The organism is Spirosoma oryzae (genome assembly GCF_003002825.1).
GTDB classification, from domain to species: domain Bacteria; phylum Bacteroidota; class Bacteroidia; order Cytophagales; family Spirosomataceae; genus Spirosoma; species Spirosoma oryzae.
In genome coordinates, this window is sequence record NZ_PVTE01000001.1 from 53,909 (window position 1) to 77,711 (window position 23,803).

A 23,803-nucleotide genomic window follows, 5' to 3' on the forward strand; every position below is an offset into this window, starting at 1 on the left:
TTAGTCTATAGGGTATAAATCGACAAGGGTTTAGTATGAGCTGGTATATGTGCCTATCGTTTTTCGAAGCTGATCCATCCAACACCTAATGCCGTGTTTTCGAGTACCGTAACGCCAAACGAATTGCTTGTTTATCGACCCGAAAAAGGGATATAATACAAGACGTCATCCAGGATGCTGAGCACAAAAAATGTACTGGCCAGCAATAGCAGAAGCGGCAGTGCGCTCCTGGACCAACTGGTTGGCGATCGATTGAGATAAACGTATCCGAAATAGAAGCCAATTGGAATACTTACCAGCGAAACGAACGAAAAGAAATACAACAGGAATGAAAGTAGGGTAAGACCAACCATAGTCCACAACCCGCCCAGTGCCCAGCTCCCCCTCCATGAACGCACCCGATCCACCAGCAGTAACAGGCCCAGGCTCCAGAGCGTCAGTATTCCCAGGATCGTGTATCGCGCATAGGTCGGGTCGTTGGCAGTTCCCAAAACAACATAGCTAACGGCTAAGGTCAGCACCAGCCAACTGTTCAGCCAATTCAACAGCGCCAGGCGGTAAGCGCCGTCTCCGATGGAAAATAGCAGATGCTGAGAAGCCACATCCCAGTATTTGATCGAGCCGTTACCCGCCGTCTGGAGTCGGCCCAGGGCGTCAAAGCGTAAATCCTCAACGCTTGCCAGTACGTAGGCGTAAAATTGGGTTAGCCGTCGGGCTTTCCGCCAGTCCCATAGCTCAATGACTCCACCCCATTTAGCGACCAACAGTTGTTTACTATCGGGGGTAAAGCCAATGGTCCGGCTCGTGTGTTTTCCTAACGAGAACGAAACGATTCGCTGGTGAGTACGGGGGGTAAACACCGTGCAGTGGCTCGTCGTGTCGATCCAGGCTAACTGATCACCTCTTGGCGAAAATTGGGGTTTTCCCATCATCTGGGGCATTTGCCACAAGACGGCTTGCGTCTTTAGATCAAGTACGACCAGATTGGCTTGACGATCACAATAGGCTAACTGGCCCGATGGACTTAGCGAGAAGCCGGTGTTTTGGGTGGGTAAGCGTTTAACGAGTTTCACCACCGGTAACTGCCAGATGCAGAGGGTACTGTCCATACTTTGGCTGATGAGCCACTGTTTGTCAGGACTGATGCAGACCTGCGTAACAATCCCGTGATGCTCCGACAGACGCCAAATGGGCCTGGCCTGGGCAACCGACCATAGCAGAACCGAATGATCTACGGCTCCCGAAGCCAGAAGCGTCCCATCGGTCGACAAACTTAGGCACCGCACAACATCCTGTGGACTTACCAGCGTCTTAAGGCAACGCCGTTGCTGCCATAGTCTAATCTTGTTGTCGCTGGCACTGACCAGGAGTCCATCAGGTGTGCCATCAATATCGTAGACCCAGGACTCAAGTCGCTGGAAGTAGCCGGCTGCGTAGGCGTAAACCATGAATGCCATGTGGACCACCAGACCAACGGCGAATAGTAGCGGTAAGCGATTGATCCAGCGCGGTCTCATCCACTAGCGAGTTAGTTTACGGGCCATGTGCCTCTTCACAAATCTACGCTACTTTCCTGATGCATTTTTTGGGGCCACCTCGCGCGACGGGTGCAAACGATGTGCATCGACCGTACTTGGGCCATGCTGCACCGGACCACTGGATGGGTCGACTGCCAGCTTGTCTCTTTTTTGTGACTGTCGGCGATTCGTGCCGTGGGCACGGGCTATAGCTTTTTGCGCGGTCGGGGACAAATACATCCGGGCTGCGTCCTACGAATATGCCATCATCCTCTTGACATAGGCCACTGGGTCGCTCAGGTACACCGTCTTGATGATAAAGCCGTCGAGTAGGCAAGGCTATCTGACTGCTAAATACCCCGATTGGTCGATTCGTTCAGAAAAATGATTGGGTCAAACTTACCTTTGCGGGCAGTAAATAATTTGGAAATAGTTAGGAAAGGGCTCTTCTGCTAGGCGGGCTCTTTTTTGTATTGGTAGGGTTTCTTTTCCGGCCCTAAAAAGCAGCATTCCGTCACCTGCATTATGAAATTATTCTGATCGGGTGCTTCTACAGATTTAGTAAATTCTTTAGCTTTTCATAAAAACCGGTATCGCGAAAGGTAAACTGCTTGTGCAACACGTAGTTATTTAAAAAACTGGCACCCATGCCTGCAACCTGCGCTACGAGTTTGTTTACGTCGACAGCTTTCACCGAAAACGGAATGGTAAAAACGACCTGGCTAAATTGTTGAATCGAATAGTCGTAAAGGAGGGCAGAACCGTAGACCGTTATCAAACAGGAAATGATCGACACGAGCGTAAATTTGATCGCTTCCCGCTTCGTCTGGGTCGAATTTCGTGCGTTGAAGGCGAACAACTTGGTTAGAAAGAAGCCGGCGACAAAGGCTATCAGATACCCTGCTAGCAGGGCCTGTTTGTAGCTTATCTGAAACCAGTCCTGTAGTAAGCTTCCGGCTATAAGCTGTACAGTAGCGCCAGTGGCCGCGACAATAAAATAAGCAATTACATCGCGACGATTGAACAGATCACCGGCCATAATTTGTTAGAACGTGTAAGAAAATGGGGAATAAACTATCGGTTGCTGATTGTAGTCAGTTTATAAAAAAACCAGGTGCGGTAATAAAATCAGTCAGATGCGCTGTCGCTGATTTTTTAGTCGATCGCTTAGTTTGCTGATTACCATAAGAATAGGTTGTTTGTTCGCCGAATTTTAGCGCTTCGTGCGTGATTTTGAATCCGCCAAAGTACAAAACTTCAGGCGAAGTATGCTACGACGACGTGCGGGTCAGGTTGTCGCGGTAGACGAGCTGGTGAAGGAGATTGATGGGCGTCGTGCCCCGGAAAGCGGTCAGCGTGTCCGGGCCGCTCAGGCTAGCCTCGTTACGCTACGCCGGTCAGCGCATAGCGTACAGTTACAACCGCTGTTCAGCTATTACTTCTGTGTCTGTGTCGAATAAAAGTAATCCCTCCCCGACGTCATCAAGCTGGCCGGCCAGTTTGCCGTTCCTGGTCCAGACCGCGCTTTGACCGGCGCTGACAAAGGTATCGCAATCGCCCACGCAGTTACTCATCAAAACCGGCATCGCCAACTGAGCGGCTATCCGTGGGTAATGGGCCATTGCTTTGGCAACACCCGTTTGTGATTTAGCCACACTGGCCACATAGATTCCGGCCCCAAGCTGATGCGCCGTCTGCGCGTGGTCTTTCTGCAAACTTTCGTAGCAAATGGCCGGGGCAATTGAACCGTTACCACTATTGACAATGAGTTGAGCACTCCCGGCAACGAAGTAGGGCAGTTCGTCAGGGTGAAGCTGTTGTTTTGAATACGTTTGTCTGGGTTGACCGGCCTGAAAAATAAGCAGGCTGATCTGGATGCCGGAAATGGTTCTGGTGGGTACCCCTAGTCCGATCGTTAGCGCGCTGGTGTCGCTGATCCGTTGAAAACTGTCAAACCGGGGGTCATGCTGCGTTGTGGCTAACGAAGCTGCCAGTTCAGGTTCGTAGCCAGTTATGGAAAGTTCGGGAAAGAATATAGCGTCTGCTTTATGAGCAATGGCTAGGTGAATGGCTTGCTCATGTCGTTCGATATTGGCCGCGATGTTTCCTTTTACAGGCTTCAACTGGGCAAGTGCGATTTTCATTGGTGGCGTAACGCGTGTGTGCAATTGACGCAGCCAAAGTAAGCCACAAGCCAGGCGAACGCAAACTGAAACGGAACGGGCTGCTCGTCGTGCGTCGCTACGAACCAGCAGTCCCTGAACCGGTTGTAGGGCCCGATCAAACCGAATACGGTATACCGTAAACTGTTAAAACGAAAGCCAGCCGGAGAACTTGACGGCGAAGGGGGTTACGGGGACGCCGGTGCGGGTCAGGTTGTCGCGGTAGGTGAGCCGGTGGAGAAAGTCGACGCGCAGCACCTTGAAAATGTTGTCGATGCCGTAGCCCACTTCGACGTACGGCCTGCGGCTGAGCGAACTGAACCCCTCGACGGCATTGCCCTGTGCGTCGGCAGCGGGAATGGCCGACAGGTTAGCCGACGATACGCCACCTACCAGCACATTGGCCGTTACGACCTCCCGCCATTTCAACCGGCGTAGCAGGGGCAACCGGTTGAACAGTAGCCCGCCAAAGTTGTGCTCGACCTGAACGCTGGCCCAGCGGTCGCAGACAAATTCGAAGTAGTTCATCAGGTTGTAGGCGTTGCTCACGTAAAAAGCCGATTCGTTGCCCAGCGGGGTGTACAGCAGCGGGTAAGGAACCGTCGACGGAATCAGGCCCGCGCCAACGGTGTAGTACGTCCGGCCCAGTACACCCATGCGAAAGGAATGTTTCATCGTCAGGGCCACCCGTTGGTAGGCGAAGTCGCTGCCCAGCACGTCGCGCAGCCCGAGGGTATACCGCAGCGTAAAGATCGGCTTGCGAACGGCCCCGGCGCTAACCCGCACGTTGTCGTTCTGAAGTAGTACCTCGTCGGGGGCGAAGCGCGTTTCCGAAATCAGTTCGGTCGTTCGGTAGCTGTTGCGCACCGACTGATCGGCGTCGGCGCTTTGCGGCCGGAAGGCGAATGGGAACAGCGGCTCAAAGGTACGGTTGCGGAGGGCCAGCGTCTGCGTGAAGCCACTGCCCAACTCGCGCCGGGCATACACGAGGTTATCTTCCTGAAAATACGGTCGGCGGATGGTGCCGAAGCGGGAGTAAGCCGCAAACAGCGAATTGCCGCCAATGTTGTCGGTCGAAATGCCGATCCGTTCGAGGTCGTAGGTCCGGCGGGCACCGATGACCGTCCAGGGTTTGCGACTGACGATATACTCGGCCTGCGCACTGTACTTAAGCTGCTGGTCGAACGTGCCGTAGGCCAGATAGCCACTCAACAGCCATTTGCGGCTAAAGCCTGTGTTGGTACGCAGCCCCAGCCGGAACCGGTTGCCTTCCACATTGTTGTTGGCGTAGGAATACAGCAAGGGGCCAATATCGATGTTCCATTTCTCGATGGGTTTGTAGCCCAGTACACCCAGCTTGATAACTTCGCCCGCTACCTTGATCAGCGGCACGTTGCGCACCGAGTCGACGACGCGCAGGGCTTTGAATTCATCGGGCGATAAGGATTCGGGCCGGGCGTTCTGCCAGAAGGCTGCGTCGGTCTGTTTATAGTCGTCGGCCAGTTCGATCGAGGGGTTGTAGAAGCCCGCTTCGTGCGGGGCCTTCGGACTGATGTTCCGGGCCGTCGTCAGAAACCGGATCAGGGCCCCCGGCGCGTTCGGGGTGGGTTCGTCGGTGTCGATGGTCAGCTGGGTCTGGGTCGGGAAGCGGGTACCCGACGCGGTTGTCTCCCAGCTTTGCTCGATGTGCAGCTCGTCGACGAAGTTGATGTTAGCCCGTTTGTCGACCAGGGCATCGACCTGCGCCAGCGCCAGGTGTAGCGTGTCGATCCAGACCGTGCCGGTGAAAGCCAGATCCGTAGCCCGTTTGGGGGTGAACTCGATCTCGTAGCAGGGTGCATTGTCGACCAGAACGGTGTCTTTCAATCGGAACGTGTACAGCGCATCCCACTGACTGCCTACCGGCGACGGAATGTCTTTGCGGAAGATGTTGAGCGAGTTGCGGTAGAAATTGTACTGCTGAAAGGAGGCACCGGTCAGCTGGGCGATCAGGCTACCATCGCTGACCCCCACACCCGACACGCGCGACTTACGGATGTACTCTTTGGTGCGGTCGGGATTGGCGCGGGCGTAGACAGCGGAAACGGTTTCCGAAATAAACACCGGTACCGCCCGCTGCCCGCTGGCATCGGTAACGGCGGGCAGCTTACCCAGTAGCCGACTGATCGGACCGGGACGTCGATTGTGCTTGCGCTGCTGCCCGAAGTTGTTGATGTAGCCTTCGATTTTGGTGTAGCTGTCAAACTCGTACGCCGTCAGCTGGGCGGGGTTGAACTGATCGCGACGACGCACCACTTCGCGTAACACCCGGTAGGCCGGGTCGCCCCCTTTGGCGTAGACACGCACTTCGTTCAGCCGGGTCGCTGCCGCCGACAGCCGGGCGTCGATGGTTTGGGTGGGCTGGGGGAGGAGGCCGTACGCGTGGGTACGGTAGCCCAGACTCTGTACCAGTAATGAATCGGTCAGTTTGCCAACCGTCAGGCTATAGCGGCCGTCGACGTCGGACGTCGTACCGCTGGTGGTTCCTTTCAGGGCCAGGCTGGCGAACGGAATGCCATCGCCGGTGCTCGCGTCGGTTACCCGGCCCGAGATCGTGTAGGAGGTCTGGGCCAGACTGATGCTGGTCAGCCCCGTCAACAGGAGTGCCAGAACCAGCCTGGTCCGCAGATAAACAGTCATGGTCGTATTCAGTAGATGTATTCGAATGAACAACCGGTATATAGTCAACAAAGTTTACTAAGTGATCAAAAAAATTACCGCTGTTGCGTAAGCGGTAGGTCTGTGGTGCTGCTTCCCACGAAAGTACGCGGTGAACGCGAGAAGCGTTGCACAGTATTAAACATTTGTTTAAAAATTACATGGCCTGGTTGGTAGCAGCGTGGTTCAGTAAGGTTGATGGGTAGCGGTTGAATGCCGGTGCGGCTGAAACAGGCCGCACAGAAGTCTGCTGACCAGGGGCACCCCTAGTTTATGGATAAGCAGCAACCCGGTCAAAAGAAGGATTATGAACGAAAAGAGGACAGAACGGGCGATTCGGCGTCGGGCTTTCTTCGGCATGACAGTAGAAACAGATGGCTGATCTTTACGAACGGATCGTACATGAAAAATGGCCCAACCGGGTGGGTCGGGCCATTTCTGACAAGGGCTGCTATTTGTTGCCTCGGCCTCGGTTGCCGCCACCTTGTGGGGCAGCTCCCTGCTGACCACCACCCTGTTGACCGCCACCTTGTTCACCTTCTTCTTTCTGGTCGCTGTCGTCGCCATTACCCCGGCTCCGCCGACGCCGGTTGCCGCCATCGACACTCATCTTGCCGATGCGGTGGCTGAACGTCAGCCGGACACCCGCGTTGTAGAAGTTGTTGCTTGAATTCTGCGTCAGGATGGGCGACGAGAGTTCGGTGCGCTGCGTGAAGGGGTGGTTGAAGATGTTCTCTGCCGCCAGACCCAGGCTGCTCTTTTTGTCGTTGAACTCCTTGCGGGCACCGATGCTGTAGAAATACATCCCGCCCTGATAGCCCTGCAACTGCACCTGCCGACCCCGGCCACCAGCGAAGATCTGGAAAGCGAATCCGTTGGGCAGCGACAGACTGGCGTTGGCACGGCCACCCACAACCCAACCCGAATTCGTCGCGTTATAAATCGGGCTGGCGCTGTTATTCGTCAGGCTGACGTGGTACAGGTCGACACCCCCACCGATTTGTAGTTTCGAAAAAAGCGTACCGTTGAGGAACAGGTTCAGCCCGTACGCATCCTGATAGCCGATGTTCTGATAGGTCGTTTTGATGGCCTGCTGGAAGACCGGGTTCACGACGTCACCGAAGGTTTGCCCCGTTACGGCTGTTACTTCCCGCACCGCCGTGATTTCGCCCGTTGTCCGGCGGGCAAAGAGCGTCGCGTTTACGTACAGCCCCTTGATGTTGGTACTCGTTCCGAACTCGACGTTATCGGTGAATTCGGGCGACAGATACGGGTTACCCTGCGTAATGTTGGTCGGGTTCGAGGTGTTCAGGTTCGGGTTCAGGAACTGAATACCGGGCCGCTGAATCCGGCGGTTATACGCCAGCTTGATGATCTTGCCCCCCTTCAGCGCTTTCGAAATATTGATGCTGGGTACCAGCGTTCCGTAGTTCGGGATTGAGTCGGCGGTACCGGTGCTCTCCTTGCTGAAACGGGCATCGACAAAGGTGTATTCGTAGCGCATACCCGCCTTGATCGTGTATTTGGTTTTGCTGGTGTACGTGTACGACAGATACGAAGCCGCGATGTTCTGCGTGTAAATCAGCGTATTGTCAGGCCGGGTGTTATCGACAACGTAACCACCGTCGGCACCCGTCGCGACAAAGTACTGGTAGTCGCTGTTCACCTTCCGGAATACGCCCTTCGCCCCGATCTCAAACAGCTGATTGTCTTTAATCGGCGTCTGGTAATCGACTTGCAGGTTCGATTCCTGGTTGTAACTCAGGTTGTCATTGCGCTGCCGCGACGTAATCGTTTCGAAATCGGTATTGCTCAGAATATCGGCGACGAAGTTGTTTGTCCGGTTGTTGCGGCTAAACAGGGCCAGGACGCTGAGTTCCTTCTGGGGCTTGTACGTCTTGGTGTAGGTGATGTTGGCGTCGACCGTCCCCGACAGATCTTTGGTCTGTACGTTACGGTCACTGCGCGACGGGAAAAAGCCGTTGGGCTGGTAGGTTTCGGTCAGCAGGTTATACTGGTTCTGGATGCCGTTACGAGCTCCATACCGCAGGCTGGCCGTGATTGACGATGTCTTGTCGATGTCCCAGTCCCAGCCCAGCTGGTAGTTGCCAAACAGCCGCTGGCTGAGCGTGTTGGCCGACTGTAACGTACGCGTCGGTGCCGAAAACGTATTGGTTGTGAAATCGTAGTTGCGCGTCGTCTGATCGTTGAGGAACGAACCCCGGACGTTGTATTCGGCCCGGCCGAAGCCGCCGATCGAAAAGCCCATTTTACCCGTCCGCAGGTTACCGTTCAGGCTCAGGTTAGTACCCCGGTTGCCGACGCCCCCGTCGACGTTCAGCGTGGCACCCTGTAGGTTGTTTTTCTTCAGCACGATATTGATGATACCACCCGACCCTTCGGCGTCGTACTTGGCCGAGGGGCTGGTAATAACCTCAACGGTTTTGATCTGATCGGCTGGGATCTGCTTCAGGGCATCGGCGACGCTGCTGGCGACAATCGTACTGGGTTTGTTGTTAATCAGCACCCGGATGTTGCTGTTCCCCCGCAACGTTACGTTCCCGTCCATGTCGACTGAGAGCATGGGTACCTTCCGCAGAATATCACTGGCATCGCCCCCTTTAGCGGTAATGTCGCGGTCGGCGTTGTAGACCAGCCGGTCGACTTTCTCTTCGATCTGGGCGGCTTGCCCGACAACGTTTACTTCGGTCAGCGTCTTGACGTCCGGGGCCAGTTTCAGGTTACCCAGATCAGCCGTACCGCCCCGATCAACGGTGAACGGAGCCGTAAAGCGGTCGCGGTAACCGATGAAGGACAATTGGAGCCGGTAGCGGCCGGGAGCCAGCTTGGCAATGGTAAACCGGCCTTTGTCGTCGGTCGTCGTACCGTCGATGGGCTTCGTCGAAGGCGGGCTGAGCAGCGCGACGGTGGCAAACTCAACGGGCTTGTTGCTTACCGAATCGATCAGAACGCCGGTCACTTTGGCGTTTCCGCGCGGGGCTGCCTCCTGCGTCGGTCCGGCGGGTGCGGGCCGACCGGCGGGCAGCGAATCGGTGGGGGTTGCCGTCGCCCCGCCGGGCCGGGCACCCCGGTTGCCACCCGGATATTGGGCCAGGGCAACGGTAGCGAATAGGGATGAGCTAACGAAGAGTGCTGTAAAGAAGGGGATTTTCATACCGGGTGTTGTTGTCGAGTCAAAGCTGAGACGTATTTTATAGGTCAGGAAAAGTATCTGGTCGAATGCCTGTTTTCGGCGGTTGAAGCTACCGAATGCCAAGCCGGGTATCAGGGCCGGTAGGCAACAAACGGACGGGGTAAGGCGTAGTATAAAGAGGGTGCCGGTATAAACTGGTCATTCAGGGCCTTGGTTTTCCGGTTTGGTGAATCTGTCTGGTAAGCTGCTTTTTCTTAACAGCGTTTTAATTTCCTCCGGAAACGCGCTGTTTGTCAGTAGATTGACCAATACGTGCGAAATGCCACGCAATCCTGCTTTATCTTTGTTGGAAGCGCTGTCGTGACAGGATAGGGCTTACTCAGCGTTAGTTAATTTTTAGTCGAGTTGCTGTATGGATTTTATTAAGAATTTTTTGCCTGAAGGAACGATCTTTGGTGCGCCGGAAATCTCGAAAGAACAGATCGTTGATCTCAGTCAAACGGCCCCTAACCTCATTGTCTGGGCTGTACCCGTGATGCTGTTGCTAACGGGACTGGAGATGTGGTTCTCGCATCACAACGACCACGATCATTACAGTAAGGACGAAACTATTGGCTCGACGCTGGTTGGCCTGGGCAGTCTGGTAGTATCGGCCGCGCTTAAGTTCGGGTTGATTTATCTGACCGTGCTGGTCTACAACCTGGTACCCTGGCGCATGGAACTGAACTGGTGGACGCTTATTCCGTGCTACATCATCTATGATCTGGCCAGCTACTGGGCGCACCGCGTGTCGCACGAGTCACGGCTATTCTGGGCCACGCACGTCGTGCACCATTCCGCCGAGCATTATAACCTGACCGTATCGTACCGGCTCAGCTGGATTCAGCACATCAAGGTCATTTTCTTCATGCCTGTGATGCTGTTCGGCTTTCATCCGGTTATTTTCTTCGTGACCAACCAACTGGCCACGCTGTTCCAGTTCATGCAGCATACCGAATACATCCGGAAGCTGCATCCGGCGCTGGAGTACATCTTCGCGACGCCCTCGAATCACCGCGTACACCACGGCTCGCAGGAGAAATACATCGATAAAAACTTCGGGGCTACGTTTATCTTCTGGGATCGTATTTTCAACACCTACACGCCCGAGGAGGAAGCCGTCATCTACGGGATCACGACGAACATCGACAAGAAAGCCAACCCGCTGCACATCAACTTCCACGAGCTAAACGACATTGTCCGTGACGTGCGGCAGTCGAAGAGCCTGAAAGAAGCCTGGATGTATACCTTTGGCAGCCCCATCACGGTATACAACCTGAAAACAAAAGCCGCTCAGGAAGCAGAGCAACGCGAGCTGGAAGTATACAGCTAGTCAATGCAAAGGCCCGAATGACAGCGTCATTCGGGCCTTTGCATTGACTAGCTGTATACAGTTTACGGTAGTTGGTTTTCAGTTTACGGTGATGTAACGTCGGCGTACTCTTGACTGGGGTGGGTGTTCTCCAGCAGATCTACAGTCCCTCCCCATGTGGACAAGCCAGGGAAGTAGTCATTGGCTACCATAACACCACCGTATACTGAATACCGTAAACCGTATACAGAAAAGGATAAACCGTTACTCCCCCCGTTCCACCGGCGGCAGGCTGGCGTATTCGTCCTCCGTAAACAACCGTGACCGAATCATGAACCGGACACCCATCGGGATTTCCAGCGAGAAGCTGGCCCCCCGTCCCGGAATGACGTCGATCGTCAGGTGCGTATGTTTCCAGTATTCGAACTGATCGTCCGACATCCAGAAGTCGCAGCCGTCGATTTGCCCCAGCCTGACATCGGACGGACCGATGCGGAAATCGCCCTCGGCAAAGCACATCGGCGACGAGCCATCACAGCACCCGCCACTCTGATGAAACATCAGCGGTCCGTGCTGCGCCCGCAGCTTCTCAATAACGATGACGGCATCCGGCGTCACGTCGACACGGGAAAGCGTTGATGTAGGCATGAGGAGTGATTGACTGATTGCGTGATTGACTGATAGAATGAACGGTTCGTACCACGGTAGCCGCCGTTCGGGTGATTGTCTCTATCATTCTGAACCAGCGAGGAATCTTCGCTAGTAAGAGGTTTTGTTATGCTCACATGAAGATTCCTCGCAGGCTCGGAATGACAGAAAACAGGAATATGTACCATGGTGGGCGCGAGCCCATTCAATCATTCGATCACTCCGGCATTCAATCATTATCTAAAAGAATCCCAGCTTTTCCTGACTGTAGGAGATCAGGAGGTTTTTGACCTGGCGATAGTGGTTGAGCATCATCAGGTGGTTTTCGCGGCCGAAGCCCGACTTCTTGTAGCCACCGAATGGCGCGTGGGCCGGGTAGTCGTGGTAACAGTTGACCCACACGCGACCCGCCTGAATCTGCCGGGGGACGGTGTACAGTTCGTGCGCATCCCGCGACCAGAAACCCGCGCCCAGCCCATACAGGGTGTCGTTGGCGATGGCAACGGCTTCGTCGGCGTCTTTGAAGGTCGTAACTGACAGGACGGGTCCGAAAATCTCTTCCTGGAAAATACGCATCTTGTTGTTACCCCGGAAAATCGTCGGCTTGATGTAGTAACCCCCTTCGACGCTGTCGCCCCGTTCGCCACCCGTCAGTACTTCGGCACCTTCCTGCTTGCCGATGTCGATGTACGACAGAATTTTCTCGTACTGATCGTTGCTGGCCTGCGCCCCCATCATCGTATCGGGATCGAGCGGGTGGCCGAGTTTGATGGCTTCCGTACGCTGAATGACCCGCTCCATGAATTTGTCGTAGATAGCCTCATGCACCAGCAGTCGCGAGGGGCAGGTGCAGATTTCGCCCTGATTGAGCGCAAACATCACGGCCCCTTCCACGCACTTGTCGAAGAAGGCATCGTCGGCGTCGGCGACGGATTTCATGAAAATATTGGGCGACTTACCACCCAGCTCCATCGTGACCGGAATCAGGTTGTCCGACGCGTACTGCATGATGAGTCGGCCCGTCGTGGTTTCGCCGGTGAACGCCACCTTGTTGACGCGCTTGTGCTGCGCCAGCGGTTTGCCGGCTTCCACACCGAAACCCTGTACGATGTTGACGACCCCCGGCGGAATAAGCCCGCCGATAAGTTCGAACAACACGGCAAGCGAGGTGGGTGTCTGCTCCGCCGGTTTGATGACGACACAGCAGCCGGCCGCCAGCGCCGGAGCCAGTTTCCAGGTCGCCATCAGCAGCGGAAAATTCCACGGAATGATCTGTCCGACCACGCCAATTGGCTCTTTGATAATCAGCGAGAGCGTATTGGCGTTCAGCTCGGTAGCTGACCCTTCTTCCGCCCGGATCACCCCGGCGAAATACCGGAAATGGTCGACGCAAAGGGGGAGGTCGGCAGCCATCGTCTCGCGGATGGCTTTGCCGTTTTCAACTGTCTCGACGCGGGCCAGAAACTCTAGATTCTGCTCGATTACGTCGGCAATCTTGAGCAGGATATTACTCCGCTCGGTAGCCGAAGTTTTCGACCAGCTGGCAAACGCCTTGTGAGCCGCGTCGACCGCCATATCGATGTCAGCAGCTTTCGAGCGTGGCATCTTAGCAATCAAACTGCCATCGACCGGCGATTCATTGTCGAAGTATTCGCCGTCGAGGGGTGGTACCCACTTGCCACCGATATAATTGTCGTAGTGCGATTTGAATTTGGGGCGGTTGACGTGCGTCTCAACCATGTCAAGTGTTTCCATACGATGTATCACTAAGCGTTTAGTCGTGAAATCGTTACAAATGTTGCCTGAATTGTACAAGTAAGAGTTGAGCAATCGTATCGTTCGATTATACAATCCTATCAAAGTCGGCGATCATCAATACAGCCCAAACGAACCAGGTTGGCTACTAAAGATTATACATTGAATGTATTTTATACTATTTTAAGCTTGGTAATCAGTGGAAGACGGTTATATTCGACAGCCTATTGCTCTTTTAATTACGCACGTTACTGACCCTATCCGTTTATGAATCGTTTGCAGTCGTCTCCGTTTGACATCAACCGACATCTGAGTAGTCGGCGGCTGGAACAGGAAGTCGAAAACCGGACCGCTTACACGATCGATGCGGCCGAGCTGAACATCTACGAGACGCACCACGTAGCCGAGAAAGTCGAGCTGACGTTTACCAGTCCGGTGCTGGCCAGTATGATTCGGGGTAAAAAAGTGATGCACCTGGCCGATGCGCCGGCCTTCGATTTTCTGCCCGGCGAATCGGTGATCGTGCCGAGTCAGGAGCTGATGCGGATCGACTTTCCGGACGCGCACTTGCAGAATCCGACGCAGTGCCTGGCGCTGGCTATCGACGCCGACAAAGTGAAACAGGTGACCGATCTGCTCAACGAACGGGCTCCGCTGGTCGACAACGAGCAGGGGTGGCAATTTGGGCAGACGAACTACTTCCTGACTAACGATGAACCCATCAATCAGCTCATCAGCCGGCTGATTTACATCTTCACGGAGAACAACAAAGCGAAAGATGTCTTTGCCAATCTGGTGTTGCAGGAACTGGTGGTGCGACTGATGCAGACGCAGGCCCGCACGCTGCTCCTGACGCAGGGAGCGGGCACCGCCAGCGTAAACCGACTGGCGCACGTGGCGCAGTACATCAACCGGCACCTGAGCCGGAGTTTACACATTCGCGAACTGGCCAACGAAGCCTGCATGAGCGAGCCGAACTTCTACCGTACGTTTAAGCAGACATTTGGCCTGACACCCGTCGATTACATCAATCAGCAGCGCATCAGTCTGGCGTCGAAACTGCTCCGCACGACCAATCGCTGCCTGGCCGATATCAGTCTGGAATGCGGGTTCAATAACCTGACGTACTTTATGAAGCTGTTCCGGCGCGAGAAAGGGCTGTCGCCGGCGCAGTTCCGTAGGCAGGTAACGCCGTAGCCCACTTGCTCAGTAGACCGGGGGTAACGCCGTTTTCTCCGTATCTTACCGGCCATTTCCGACTGCCTTCCTACCTTATGGCTGTTGCCCGCCCTTTACCCGTTTACGCAACGGATCAGGAACTATACGATGCACTTGCCCGACGGGACGATCGTGCGTATGCCTTCCTGTATACCGATACGTTTCCTTTGTTTCAAAACTGGATGCTGCGGAACAGCGGTACCGAGATGGACGCTGAAGATGCGTTTCACAAGGGTATGATTAGTCTCATGCAGAACCTGGAGACGGGAAAATACACACTCCAACCCGGTACGCGCATCCGGTCTGTGCTGTTTGAATACGCTAAATGCGTGTGGATAAGTGAATTACGGTCGTCCCGCGTCCGGACCCGCTCACCTATGACCGATGAGATCGATATACAGTCAGTCGACGATGTCAGTCGCGATCTGGAGCGGTTTGAACTGGTACAGATGGTCCGAAATTCGCTCCAGCAGTTAAAAGACGACTGCCGCAAGTTGATTGAGTGGTTTTACGTGGAGGAGTTATCGCTCCGGGAGATCGCCCAGAAGATGGGGCTCAAAGAATCGTCGGTGAAGTCGAAACGGTACGCCTGTGCCGAAAAATTGAAAGCTATCTATCAGCAGGCCGAGAAGCAGTCAGGGGTATGAAACTAACGGAAGAGCAGTACGAACTGATCGAAGCGTATCTGGGCAACGAATTATCGGCCGCCGACCGGGCATCGGTGGAGGCCGATATGGCGGCTGATGCCGAATTCCGGGCCGAAGTCGACTACCAGCGTTCGGTGCGCACAGGCTTGCGGATGCTGGGTATCGAGCAGGCGGTGAACCGGGCGAAAGCGCAGTACGTAGCCAGTCAGGCGGCTAACGCGTCGCCGACGCTTGTCAGGCCATTGGGTCAGCCGGACCGTTCGCGCTGGCAATACTGGGCCGCTGCGGCTTCCGTCGTGCTGCTACTGGGTGTCGGCTATGGTGCGTATCACTATAACAGCCGGCAATCGTACACCGCGTCGTTGCTATCGGCCCAATCCGACGATCTGCTGAAGGGGTTTCCGCGCGAGGGGCTTTCGGCTTCGACCCGCGATCAGCTAATGACGGCGCTGGAAGCCTACCGTGCCGGGAACTACGACAAGGTAATCGACAACGTCAAAGCGTTGCCCGAAACCCGGCAGACTGTTTATTACAAGGATTACCTGCTGGGCCTGAGTTATCTGGCTAACCGCGAGCCGGTTCAGGCGATCCCGCTGCTGCAAAGTGCCCTCGCAACCCCCTCCCCGGTACTCCGCCAGAAAGCGGAATGGATACTGGCGCTGGCGTATGTCAAGAACGGGCAGAACGAAAAAGCCCTGCCCATTCTGACACGAGTCAGTACGAACAAGGCTAATCCGTATCAGAAACTGGCGCAGCAGGTGCTGCAAAAAATCAGGTAAGTTCCGGGCTTAACTAACGCTGACTACTGGTTATAGAGGGTTTTGACCTCATCCTGTGTAATGGCCCGTTTGTAAATGCGGATATCATCCAGTGCGCCGTAGAAATAGCTGGGTATTTGCTGGCTCTGCGCGCCGAATTTCAGATCGCCACCCGGACACTGATCAAGGCTGCTGGCGGGTAAATCATCGGTAGTGGCCAGCAAGGCTCCATCGTAGTACATCCGGGCCGACCGACCGCTATAGGTTAGCACTACGTGGTGCCAGGTGTTGACAGCCAGTTTAGAATCGATGGGGAAGGTTTGCCAGCCAACACCCGGTTGACAATTGCTATTCTGTTTGATGTCGGTATTGATCGTAATATTACCGGCAATAGTTTCGCTGGGCTTGATCAGCGAACTGTACATTTCCGCACTACCGTCGGAAAAGCGCGATTTGTTGTAGATCTGCATCCGGCGATCGACAGTCGTTGGCTTGATCCAGATGCTGATCGAAAGAGTCGTTGGCCGGAGCGTACTGTTTTCGGCCATGTAGAAATAGCTTCCGGTGCCATTGAGCATGATCGCCGAGTTGGCCCGTCCTTTTCGGTCAGCCGTAAACGTGGGGTTGTTGACCAGAATCGCGTTGTTGTTATTACCACTAGCATCGAGCAGTGACTGATCGGTAAACGATACCGACGCAATCAGATCCTGTGCCACCGTATCGATTTGTGTCTTGAACGAACTGACATCGCTATAAATGATCCCGGACGATGATTTGACGTAAGCCCGGTAATTGTACATGGTGTTCGGCGTCAGATTCGTCAGGTTGACGGTGGTGTTGGCACCGATCGACGGATTGCTTACCTGAACCGTTTGCGCATTGGTTACGTCAGGCGCGTTGGTCGTCGACGAGTAGCAGATGCCGTATTCCACCGCAGCCGGACTGCCGGGGCTGGCCAGCACAAAGCCAACCGTAGCCGAGGTGATGGCGGCCGTAGCGGCATTCGTATTGATCGACACCACCGGATTGGCTCCCGTGCGGACCATCTTGACGTCGCTGAAAGCTGTTTTTATCGCTGAATTAATCGCGAAGGCCCGGACGTAGTACAGTGTGTTGGAGCTGAGGGCCGTGGCGGAGAGGGGTACCGCAACGTTTACCGAAGCGGAAAGTGGTCCCTGAACGGTAGCGTCTTTACCCGGCTCCGGCTGTGTGTTCGTTGTTGAATAACAGATACCGTACTGCGTGATGGTGGCGTTGCCGGTGGATGTGATGGTAACGGGCAAGGTAGCCGAGTTCAGGGATACGGTTGTTGGGTCCTGCAAACTGACCGAGGGAGCCACCGCATCGCTGACCGTCAGGGAGCGAATGATCGTCGTTTCGGAACTGCTACCGCAGGAGTTGGCCAACGTAGCCCGCACCGTATACGTACCCGAGGTTGCGTAGGTCTGCATAGCGGTCAGGCCGGTCGTTACGGTGGAACTACCGTTACCGAAATCCCAGCTTACGTTATCGATGGTGCCGCTGCTGCTGCCAATGGAAAAACTGACCTGGCGCTGCTGGATGCTAGCCTCGATCGTGCCGGACGGCTTTTCGCAGTTGCGTTTAACCTTTCTGCCGGGCAGGTCCCAGGGCTCGCAGGCCCACAGCAGGGTGCCGAGCAGCAATAGCGACAGTCCGGCGTAGAGAGAAGAATAAAATCGGTTCATAGCGAAGCCAGTACATGCTGGCGATTGAGGTGAGCTGGATAGGAATTAGAAGCCGCGACGCAGGGTTAAGCCCCATGACTCGGTAGCGGGGTGAACCTGCCAGGCAGTCGGTTTAGCTTTCGGTTTTCTGACCAGTAAATAGACTTCGGCCAGCGTGGCAACGGCCGCCACACCTACACAGGCTTTGAACAGCCCGGTCTTGCTTGCGGCTACCTGGGCTGCATCATAAGCGTCCTGGTACTGTCGGTTCAGATCGTCAGGGCCAATGCTGCCGCTATTGGTTGGGTCAGCGGTCTGGCCAAGTTGAATTACTGCGTTTCGCTTGTTCTGAAAGTCGCTGTGGAGAAAAGCAGCGTAAGCGGCTGCACCAACGGCTACCGCCCCCGTTGCGACTTTCAACCCAATGCGTTTCGACGGAGGAGGGTTAAGGATGCGGTTGATATTGTCCAGCTGAAGCTGAATCGTGCCTTGCCGGGTGGTGGTGTAACTCAGCGCCTGCTGATACTGACTGCGGGCTTCGGCATACCGTTTCTGATTGAACAGCGTATTGCCTTGCCGTTCGTAATAATCGGCCAGTTGCGCTTTCGTAACCGCATCGTTGGCATTGACCGTCAGCAGTTGCTTGTACAGGTTAACCGCGTCGGCACCTTTTCCCTGCTGAAGTGCGTCGTCGGCCTGCTGACGCAATGACAGCCCCCGCGTGCAGTTGTCGATTTGCTCCTTGGCGTACGGGTCATTCTCAAAATTGGGCACCAGCAGGCAGTTCTGGTATTGTCGCCGGGCTTCCAGATACCGGCCTTCCCGGTACAGGTCATCCCCCTTTTTTTTGTACCGATCGTATTCGTCGTCGGCACGGGTAGTGATAACATGGTAAGAGTCCGTTGCCCAGGTTGCCCGGATAGTCGGCGCTGCCAGCAGCAGTAGGAGAAGAAGTACTGGTTTCTTCATAAGATGAGGTTATAAATTGGCAATACACTGTTTGATTCGGGCGCGTACATCGGGCGTGTCTTTCAGGCTCTGTGCCACTTTGTACCACTCCATCGCTCCTTCAAATTCTTCGTTATCAACAAATTTGGCCGCTCTCGCCATGTACGTCGCGTAAGCTGCTTCGGCCCTGGCAGTGCTCAGGTCATGCTGACGGGCCAGGGTACCGGCTTCCGAAAAGTTGCTAATAGCTTTGGCTTTGTGGTTACCGTTCGAAATAGCTTTCATGCCGCTTTCGACTAGCTGATCGTAGCTTTCCTGAAACGCCGACAGGTCCTTTTTCTTCTCGGCAACGGGTTCGGCCACGGCAGCAGGCGCGACGGTGGCTGGTGACTCCGCAACGAATGGTTGCGCAGCTGGCGGTTGCCCTTGCGAACCGGACTCAACGGGTTTACCCCCCGCTTTCAGCGCCTTTTCGCGCAGCAACCAGGCATCCTGCCGGTTGGGTAGCAACTGGAGTGCGCTGGTTGTCAGTACGATAGTTTGGGTAAAATCGCGTTGTGCAAATGCCTTGCGGGCCTTTACCAGTGCCACATCGACCCGCTTGTTGAGCAGTTCGGCCGAACTATTGACGTCGGCTGACGGCGATACAATAGTGGGCGCATTGATAGCCGGTTTTTTCGTACCCGATGCCCCGATGCCCATACCGCCAGCCGTTACCGGATTGACCGTTGAGCTATCCCGTTTGGCCGTGATTGCCGACGGCAACTGACGAAACGATGTGTAGTAAATCAGTACTCCGCCGACGCCCAGCGCCACGGGGGCGATAAGCTGCCACGGTAGTCGACGCGTCACGGTCGTTCCCACTTGGCTGGTGCGGGGTGGACTGGGGACCGATGGGATTGGGGCCGGCGCAGGGTCGGTTCGCTCGGGTGCTACCGGTAGTGGAGTCGGTATCGGAGCCGCGTATACGTCGGTGGGTAAGTCGGCCTGGTACAGGTCGGTCTGCTCGGCAATGGCTGTCGGTGCGGGGGGCGCTGGACGGCTGAGCTGACTGGTGCAAAAGGCAAAGCCTTCGACGGCCTCCGGCAACTGATCGCGTTGGATGAGAATCTGCTCGTACGTTTGTAACGCACCGGCATAATCACGTTGCTCGACTTGCTGCCGGGCGGTTGCCAGCAGAGCCGGTATGTTATCGAGCAAATCTAGCAGTTCATCTTCTTTCCGAACCCGGTCGTGAATGTCGCGAACCAGACAGCGCCGAATCATGCGCTGATACGGTTCGTCGATACGGTCGAGTTGGTCGGGCAACCGGGCGGTCATGATTTTTCGCTCAACTGTTCGACGGACGGCTTGCTCGCTAGTGTCCTGCTTATCGGCCAGAAACGGCTTTTCGCCGGTTAGAATTTCGTACAGAATGACACCAAATGCCCACAGGTCCAGGTTGAAGCTGACCCGGCTTCCTTCGATTTGCTCCGGTGCTTTGTAGGACGGCGTACCACGCCCATCGCTCAGGTCGAAATCAGAACTGTCCAGCTCATCGCTGCTGACGAGTTTACTCAGTCCAAAGTCGGCGATCTTGGGAATGAGCCGACCCGCATTGTCGCGCGAGATCAGAATGTTGGCCGGCTTGAAATCACGGTGAACGATACGGTGCCGGTGCAGGTGCTGGAGGCCGAGCAGAATTCCCCGGCTCAGGTCGTTGATCTGCGTGGTCGTCAGCTGATGCTGCCGTAACAGGTCGGCCAGGTTACCATCCGGGTAGTACTTCATGATGGCGAAATCGCTGATGCCGGTATCGGTTTCCAGTCGATAACAGGCATCGTACCGGGCGATATTTGCCTGCCGGGGTATGCGCTGCGCCAGCTCGACCTCCGCTTTCAGCGACTTGGTATCGTTGCCTTTAAACTCGCTGATCTTGATGGCAACCCATTCGGTTTCCAACTGATCCTCCACTTTGACGACGCGCCCGTACGAACCACTGCCCAGCAACATGGCCGGGTCGCCGGGGCGAATCGGGTACCGCTGTCTGAACGTCTGGAACGAGGTAAATGGTTGACTCATAGGTACTGGGTCATGGGTGTGATACGACTAACTGGTCGGAGAAATGACCAAAAAAAACGGGTGCCTGCCGCCCGCTTGTCAGCGACTGGACGCGGGGCGAGACGTAGCGATGCAATTCACGAATCGTGACCAAGTGATCGCGATTCTGATCGGCCCGTCCGGCAAGTCCATCCAGCAGGTAGTGGGTAAACGCGCCCCCTTCCAGCCGCCCGGCTTCAACCGCTGATTCCGTCGACCGGCTCGCCAGCAGCATCGCTACGTTGCCCGACTGAGGTAAGCCGCTGATGACGGCCCGCGTAGGGCTAACCGCCGTCTGTCGGGTCATACTCCCTGATAGGCAAGCGTCGGCAATGCACAACTTCGTGTTGGCTCCCGATCGAAAAAAAGCTTGCTTGACGGCGCTGTGTGGGAGATAGCTGCTTGTCAGGCCGGGGCTTCCGTCGTACGGTACGAAACTGTCGGGCAGGCCGTGACCGGAGAAGTAAAAAATAACCCGGTCGACCGGGGTGGCCCGTTGAAAAAGTGTGAGTGCCTGTTGGATGGCCGATTGGGTCGCCTGTCGGTTCGTTAGTAGCCGTAGCTGACTGGCGGCTACCTGACCGCCCGCTTTGCTTCGCAGAAAGGCCGCAAATCGGCGGGCGTCGCGATCGGCAAACCGTAAGTCGCCCGTGCGGTTCGACAGCCGTTCGTAGTCGGCAATGCCCACAACAACAGCGTACGTCTTTCCCGTTGGTGGAGACGAGGGGCTGCCGAGTAGCCAAAGGCCAAGTAACAGGGTATAAATCATTGGGCGAAAAGAGCGTTGCGCAACGGTTCGGTCGTCAGAGTATGGCGAACGGAAATCAGATAACCCGAGTAATTGTCCCGTGCTTTGCCAGTGCAGGCCGCCAGGAGTGTCTGGAGTTTCGTTTGATCGGAGAAACCCGCGCCCAGCGTCGTCGTTAGCATGTCGTCATCGATGCACTCGCTGACCCCGTCCGTACACAGAAAGAAGTAATCGCCGGCCCGAACGTCGGTCAACGTTACCGCGTCGGGCATCGGCATCAGCGTGCTGTCCCGACCAGCCTCGGCCACGACGGCCCGGCTCAATCGGTTGCGCCACGGATGGGTTTGCGCCTGTTCGGCCGTGATGATGCCATCCGCTACCATATCCAGCACCTGCCGGTGGTCCTGCGTCCGAAAGAGAATTGCTCCGTCACGAATCTGGTACACCCGACTGTCGCCGAGGTGCGCTACCGTGGCCCCCGCATTGTGAAACTGAAGCAGCGCCAGCGTAGACCCCATCCGGCCAACCAGTGGATTCGCCGTCAGGTAGGCGTGATACGCCTGCCCGGTCTGCCCCAGCGCCGTACGGAGATGAACGGAATCGAAGGGAGGGAAATCCATCGCCCGCGCATAGTCGGCAATGCTTTCGCAGAGTAACTGACTGGCGATTTCTCCCTTGTCGGCTCCGCCCATACCATCGCATACCAGAAACAGGTTGGATGCCTCCGTCGACCCGTCTACCGGTGGGTACAGGGCATCCTGGTTGATCGTACGCTGACCAATGCAGGAGAAGCCGATGGGCTGATTGAGTTGAATCGTCATGGCCTATTGCGTACGGTCGGGGTTGTAATCCAGTTCTACGCGGTAGGTCGCGAGCATCGCCGGATTGATGGTGTAGGGGACGAGTCGAAAGGCATCGACCCCCCCCAGCGTGAGGATATCGTCGCCCGTAACGTCGATTTGTTCGGATGGGCGTAACGCACTGCCATTGACCTGCGTACCATTAAGGCTGGGCATGCTGGCCTGCGTAGTCGGATCGGCCGCGCCATCCTGCAACTGATAACGCAGTCGGCCCGACCAGGTATCAAACGTAACAGTCAGCGTGCAGTGTCGTCGGCTGATGTAGCACCGACCCTCGTGCAGATACCGCTCGACCCGCACCTGCGCCGTGTCGCCTGTTCCGATCACATTGGCACCGAACCGCAGCGGGTACGCCAGATCCGGGCTTACCGAATGCCGTAGCTCCCCAAAGCCGGGTAGTCCCTGCACAATGGCGGGGTCGTACTGAAAGGCCGTCGCTAGTAGGTTAGTCGCCCCGCAGCCCGTGTGCGAGCATACGATCGACCCGCGCTGAACGTCGGCCGGGCGGACCATAATCCGCCGGCCACACTGTTGACACGTAATGAGTGAGGTTTTAGCCGTACTCATGCCCGGTGATCGTCCATATCGTCGACGTTACCGTCGTTGATGTACGTGTCGTCAGTTGTGTCGACATCGTCATCGGGTTCCTGGCTGTCGATCGACTCGTCGGACTCGCTGGGTGCGTCGCTGATCGACGTGGCCGGGCTGTCCATCGTATCGGATTCCAGGATCGAATCGACAATTTCCTTCGACATGCTTTCTTCAAGGCCCTGGTTGAACTGGTCGACGCTCAAGACAATCGAGTGATCGAGCCGCTCCACGGCCATCAGCTGATCGGTGAGGGCATCGTACCGAAAAATGGTATCCAGCCCATCGTCGCCCTGCGCATCCACGACGCGATACACGTTGCCGTCATTACCTTCCAGCACGACCGTGTCGATGACGCCGTCGTGGTCGAAATCGAGCCCCATTACGCGTTGCCCGTTCAGATGCCCTTCGACCAGCGTTGGCTCGGTTTCGGTGGTCTGCGTTTCGGTTTTGGCGGAGTGAGACTGCGCTTGATGAGTCGATTTCACCGGCAGTTTTTCCTGCATGATGTGTTCAAGAAACTCCTGCCGCTGGTCTAGTGACAGACTGTCCCATTCTTCTTTGTGAAGCGTGTTGTACCAGCGGCCCTGCCAACTGAAGACACCCCCCATACCGACTTCATCGCGGGCAGCGGCAAAGGCCTGCTCAAACGACATCGCGTTGGTCACCTTGCCGGCTACGTCGATGTCCTCGGGTAGTGTGATGGCGGGATTCGGTTCAGAAGCAACTGCGTCGCCAGGATTGTCAGGCGTCGTGTCTGGTTCACCTGTGCCACTATTGGCAATCAGAATGCCGCCACCGGTCAGGAGCAGGGCGGCCGCTGAAATGCCAAGCATCCGTTTCCGGTTTACAGATGGAGTAGAAGGCGCAGGAGTAGGCGTCGGGGTCATGGGATAAAGGTCGGTTGGTAAATCGGTTGCGGGTGTGAGCTGACTCATGGTATCAATGCGATTAGTTTCGACTCTATCGTCGGATGCGCGAAAAGGTG

At 55.8% G+C, this 23,803-nt stretch carries 19 protein-coding genes; 5 read left to right on the forward strand and 14 right to left on the reverse strand.

Annotated features, from left to right (window positions below):
* Positions 1 to 131: 131 nt before the first annotated feature.
* Positions 132 to 1,517, reverse strand: a complete 1,386-nt coding sequence (locus CLV58_RS00205; RefSeq protein ID WP_106135752.1) for a WD40 repeat domain-containing protein — start codon at positions 1,515 to 1,517, stop codon at positions 132 to 134.
* A 550-nt stretch (positions 1,518 to 2,067) separates the two neighbouring features.
* Positions 2,068 to 2,556, reverse strand: a complete 489-nt coding sequence (locus CLV58_RS00210; protein ID WP_106135753.1) for a GtrA family protein — start codon at positions 2,554 to 2,556, stop codon at positions 2,068 to 2,070.
* A gap of 229 nt (positions 2,557 to 2,785) precedes the next feature.
* Here CLV58_RS00210 and CLV58_RS27905 point away from each other — a divergent pair, with 229 nt between their 5' ends.
* Positions 2,786 to 2,977: a hypothetical protein gene (locus CLV58_RS27905; protein WP_146141322.1), complete on the forward strand. Its 192-nt coding sequence runs from the start codon at positions 2,786 to 2,788 to the stop codon at positions 2,975 to 2,977.
* Here the strand turns inward: CLV58_RS27905 and CLV58_RS00215 are convergent.
* From CLV58_RS00215 to CLV58_RS00225, 3 genes are all read right to left on the reverse strand, one after another.
* Positions 2,933 to 3,661 carry a carbon-nitrogen hydrolase family protein gene (locus CLV58_RS00215; protein WP_106135754.1) on the reverse strand — a complete coding sequence of 243 codons (729 nt, stop codon included), beginning with the start codon at positions 3,659 to 3,661 and terminating at the stop codon, positions 2,933 to 2,935. The genes CLV58_RS27905 and CLV58_RS00215 overlap by 45 nt on opposite strands.
* A 165-nt stretch (positions 3,662 to 3,826) precedes the next feature.
* Positions 3,827 to 6,358: a DUF5686 and carboxypeptidase-like regulatory domain-containing protein gene (locus CLV58_RS00220; protein ID WP_106135755.1), complete on the reverse strand. Its 2,532-nt coding sequence runs from the start codon at positions 6,356 to 6,358 to the stop codon at positions 3,827 to 3,829.
* Between the two features lie 469 nt (positions 6,359 to 6,827).
* Positions 6,828 to 9,551 carry a TonB-dependent receptor gene (locus tag CLV58_RS00225; RefSeq protein WP_106136103.1) on the reverse strand — a complete coding sequence of 908 codons (2,724 nt, stop codon included), beginning with the start codon at positions 9,549 to 9,551 and terminating at the stop codon, positions 6,828 to 6,830.
* 391 nt (positions 9,552 to 9,942) lie between these two features.
* Between CLV58_RS00225 and CLV58_RS00230 the strand changes: the two genes are divergently transcribed.
* Positions 9,943 to 10,902, forward strand: coding sequence for a sterol desaturase family protein (locus tag CLV58_RS00230; protein WP_211300797.1), 960 nt, complete (start codon positions 9,943 to 9,945; stop codon positions 10,900 to 10,902).
* A 243-nt stretch (positions 10,903 to 11,145) separates the two neighbouring features.
* On the opposite strand, the gene CLV58_RS00235 is transcribed toward CLV58_RS00230, so the two are convergent.
* Positions 11,146 to 11,529: a DUF779 domain-containing protein gene (locus CLV58_RS00235; RefSeq protein ID WP_106135756.1), complete on the reverse strand. Its 384-nt coding sequence runs from the start codon at positions 11,527 to 11,529 to the stop codon at positions 11,146 to 11,148.
* 240 nt (positions 11,530 to 11,769) lie between these two features.
* Positions 11,770 to 13,284, reverse strand: a complete 1,515-nt coding sequence (locus CLV58_RS00240) for an aldehyde dehydrogenase family protein (RefSeq protein WP_106135757.1) — start codon at positions 13,282 to 13,284, stop codon at positions 11,770 to 11,772.
* A 267-nt stretch (positions 13,285 to 13,551) separates the two neighbouring features.
* On the opposite strand from CLV58_RS00240, the gene CLV58_RS00245 reads away from it, so the two are divergent.
* The 3 genes from CLV58_RS00245 (at position 13,552) to CLV58_RS00255 (ending at position 15,928) form a co-directional block, all read left to right on the forward strand.
* Positions 13,552 to 14,481: an AraC family transcriptional regulator gene (locus tag CLV58_RS00245; protein ID WP_106135758.1), complete on the forward strand. Its 930-nt coding sequence runs from the start codon at positions 13,552 to 13,554 to the stop codon at positions 14,479 to 14,481.
* Positions 14,482 to 14,558: 77 nt separating this feature from the next.
* Positions 14,559 to 15,149 carry an RNA polymerase sigma factor gene (locus tag CLV58_RS00250; protein WP_106135759.1) on the forward strand — a complete coding sequence of 197 codons (591 nt, stop codon included), beginning with the start codon at positions 14,559 to 14,561 and terminating at the stop codon, positions 15,147 to 15,149.
* Positions 15,146 to 15,928, forward strand: coding sequence for a hypothetical protein (locus CLV58_RS00255; protein WP_106135760.1), 783 nt, complete (start codon positions 15,146 to 15,148; stop codon positions 15,926 to 15,928). Before CLV58_RS00250 ends, CLV58_RS00255 begins: the two co-directional genes overlap by 4 nt.
* A 23-nt stretch (positions 15,929 to 15,951) precedes the next feature.
* On the opposite strand, the gene CLV58_RS00260 is transcribed toward CLV58_RS00255, so the two are convergent.
* The 7 genes from CLV58_RS00260 to CLV58_RS00290 are packed head-to-tail and all read right to left on the reverse strand — an operon-like array spanning position 15,952 to position 23,753.
* Complete coding sequence (locus tag CLV58_RS00260; RefSeq protein WP_106135761.1) at positions 15,952 to 17,613, reverse strand: LamG-like jellyroll fold domain-containing protein; 1,662 nt, start codon at positions 17,611 to 17,613, stop codon at positions 15,952 to 15,954.
* 45 nt (positions 17,614 to 17,658) lie between these two features.
* Positions 17,659 to 18,561: a tetratricopeptide repeat protein gene (locus CLV58_RS00265; RefSeq protein ID WP_106135762.1), complete on the reverse strand. Its 903-nt coding sequence runs from the start codon at positions 18,559 to 18,561 to the stop codon at positions 17,659 to 17,661.
* A 9-nt stretch (positions 18,562 to 18,570) separates the two neighbouring features.
* On the reverse strand, positions 18,571 to 20,601 hold the full coding sequence (locus tag CLV58_RS00270) for a serine/threonine-protein kinase (protein WP_106135763.1): 2,031 nt from the start codon (positions 20,599 to 20,601) through the stop codon (positions 18,571 to 18,573).
* Between the two features lie 10 nt (positions 20,602 to 20,611).
* Positions 20,612 to 21,388, reverse strand: a complete 777-nt coding sequence (locus CLV58_RS00275; RefSeq protein WP_106135764.1) for a caspase family protein — start codon at positions 21,386 to 21,388, stop codon at positions 20,612 to 20,614.
* Entirely contained in the window at positions 21,385 to 22,188 is an 804-nt protein-coding gene (locus CLV58_RS00280) for a PP2C family protein-serine/threonine phosphatase (RefSeq protein WP_106135765.1), read from the reverse strand. The genes CLV58_RS00275 and CLV58_RS00280 overlap by 4 nt, the downstream gene beginning before the upstream one ends.
* A 3-nt stretch (positions 22,189 to 22,191) precedes the next feature.
* Positions 22,192 to 22,794, reverse strand: a complete 603-nt coding sequence (locus tag CLV58_RS00285) for an FHA domain-containing protein (RefSeq protein WP_106135766.1) — start codon at positions 22,792 to 22,794, stop codon at positions 22,192 to 22,194.
* Positions 22,791 to 23,753 (reverse strand): hypothetical protein, encoded by a 963-nt coding sequence (locus CLV58_RS00290; RefSeq protein ID WP_106135767.1) that lies wholly within the window; start codon positions 23,751 to 23,753, stop codon positions 22,791 to 22,793. The genes CLV58_RS00285 and CLV58_RS00290 overlap by 4 nt, the downstream gene beginning before the upstream one ends.
* Between the last annotated feature and the right edge of the window lie 50 nt (positions 23,754 to 23,803).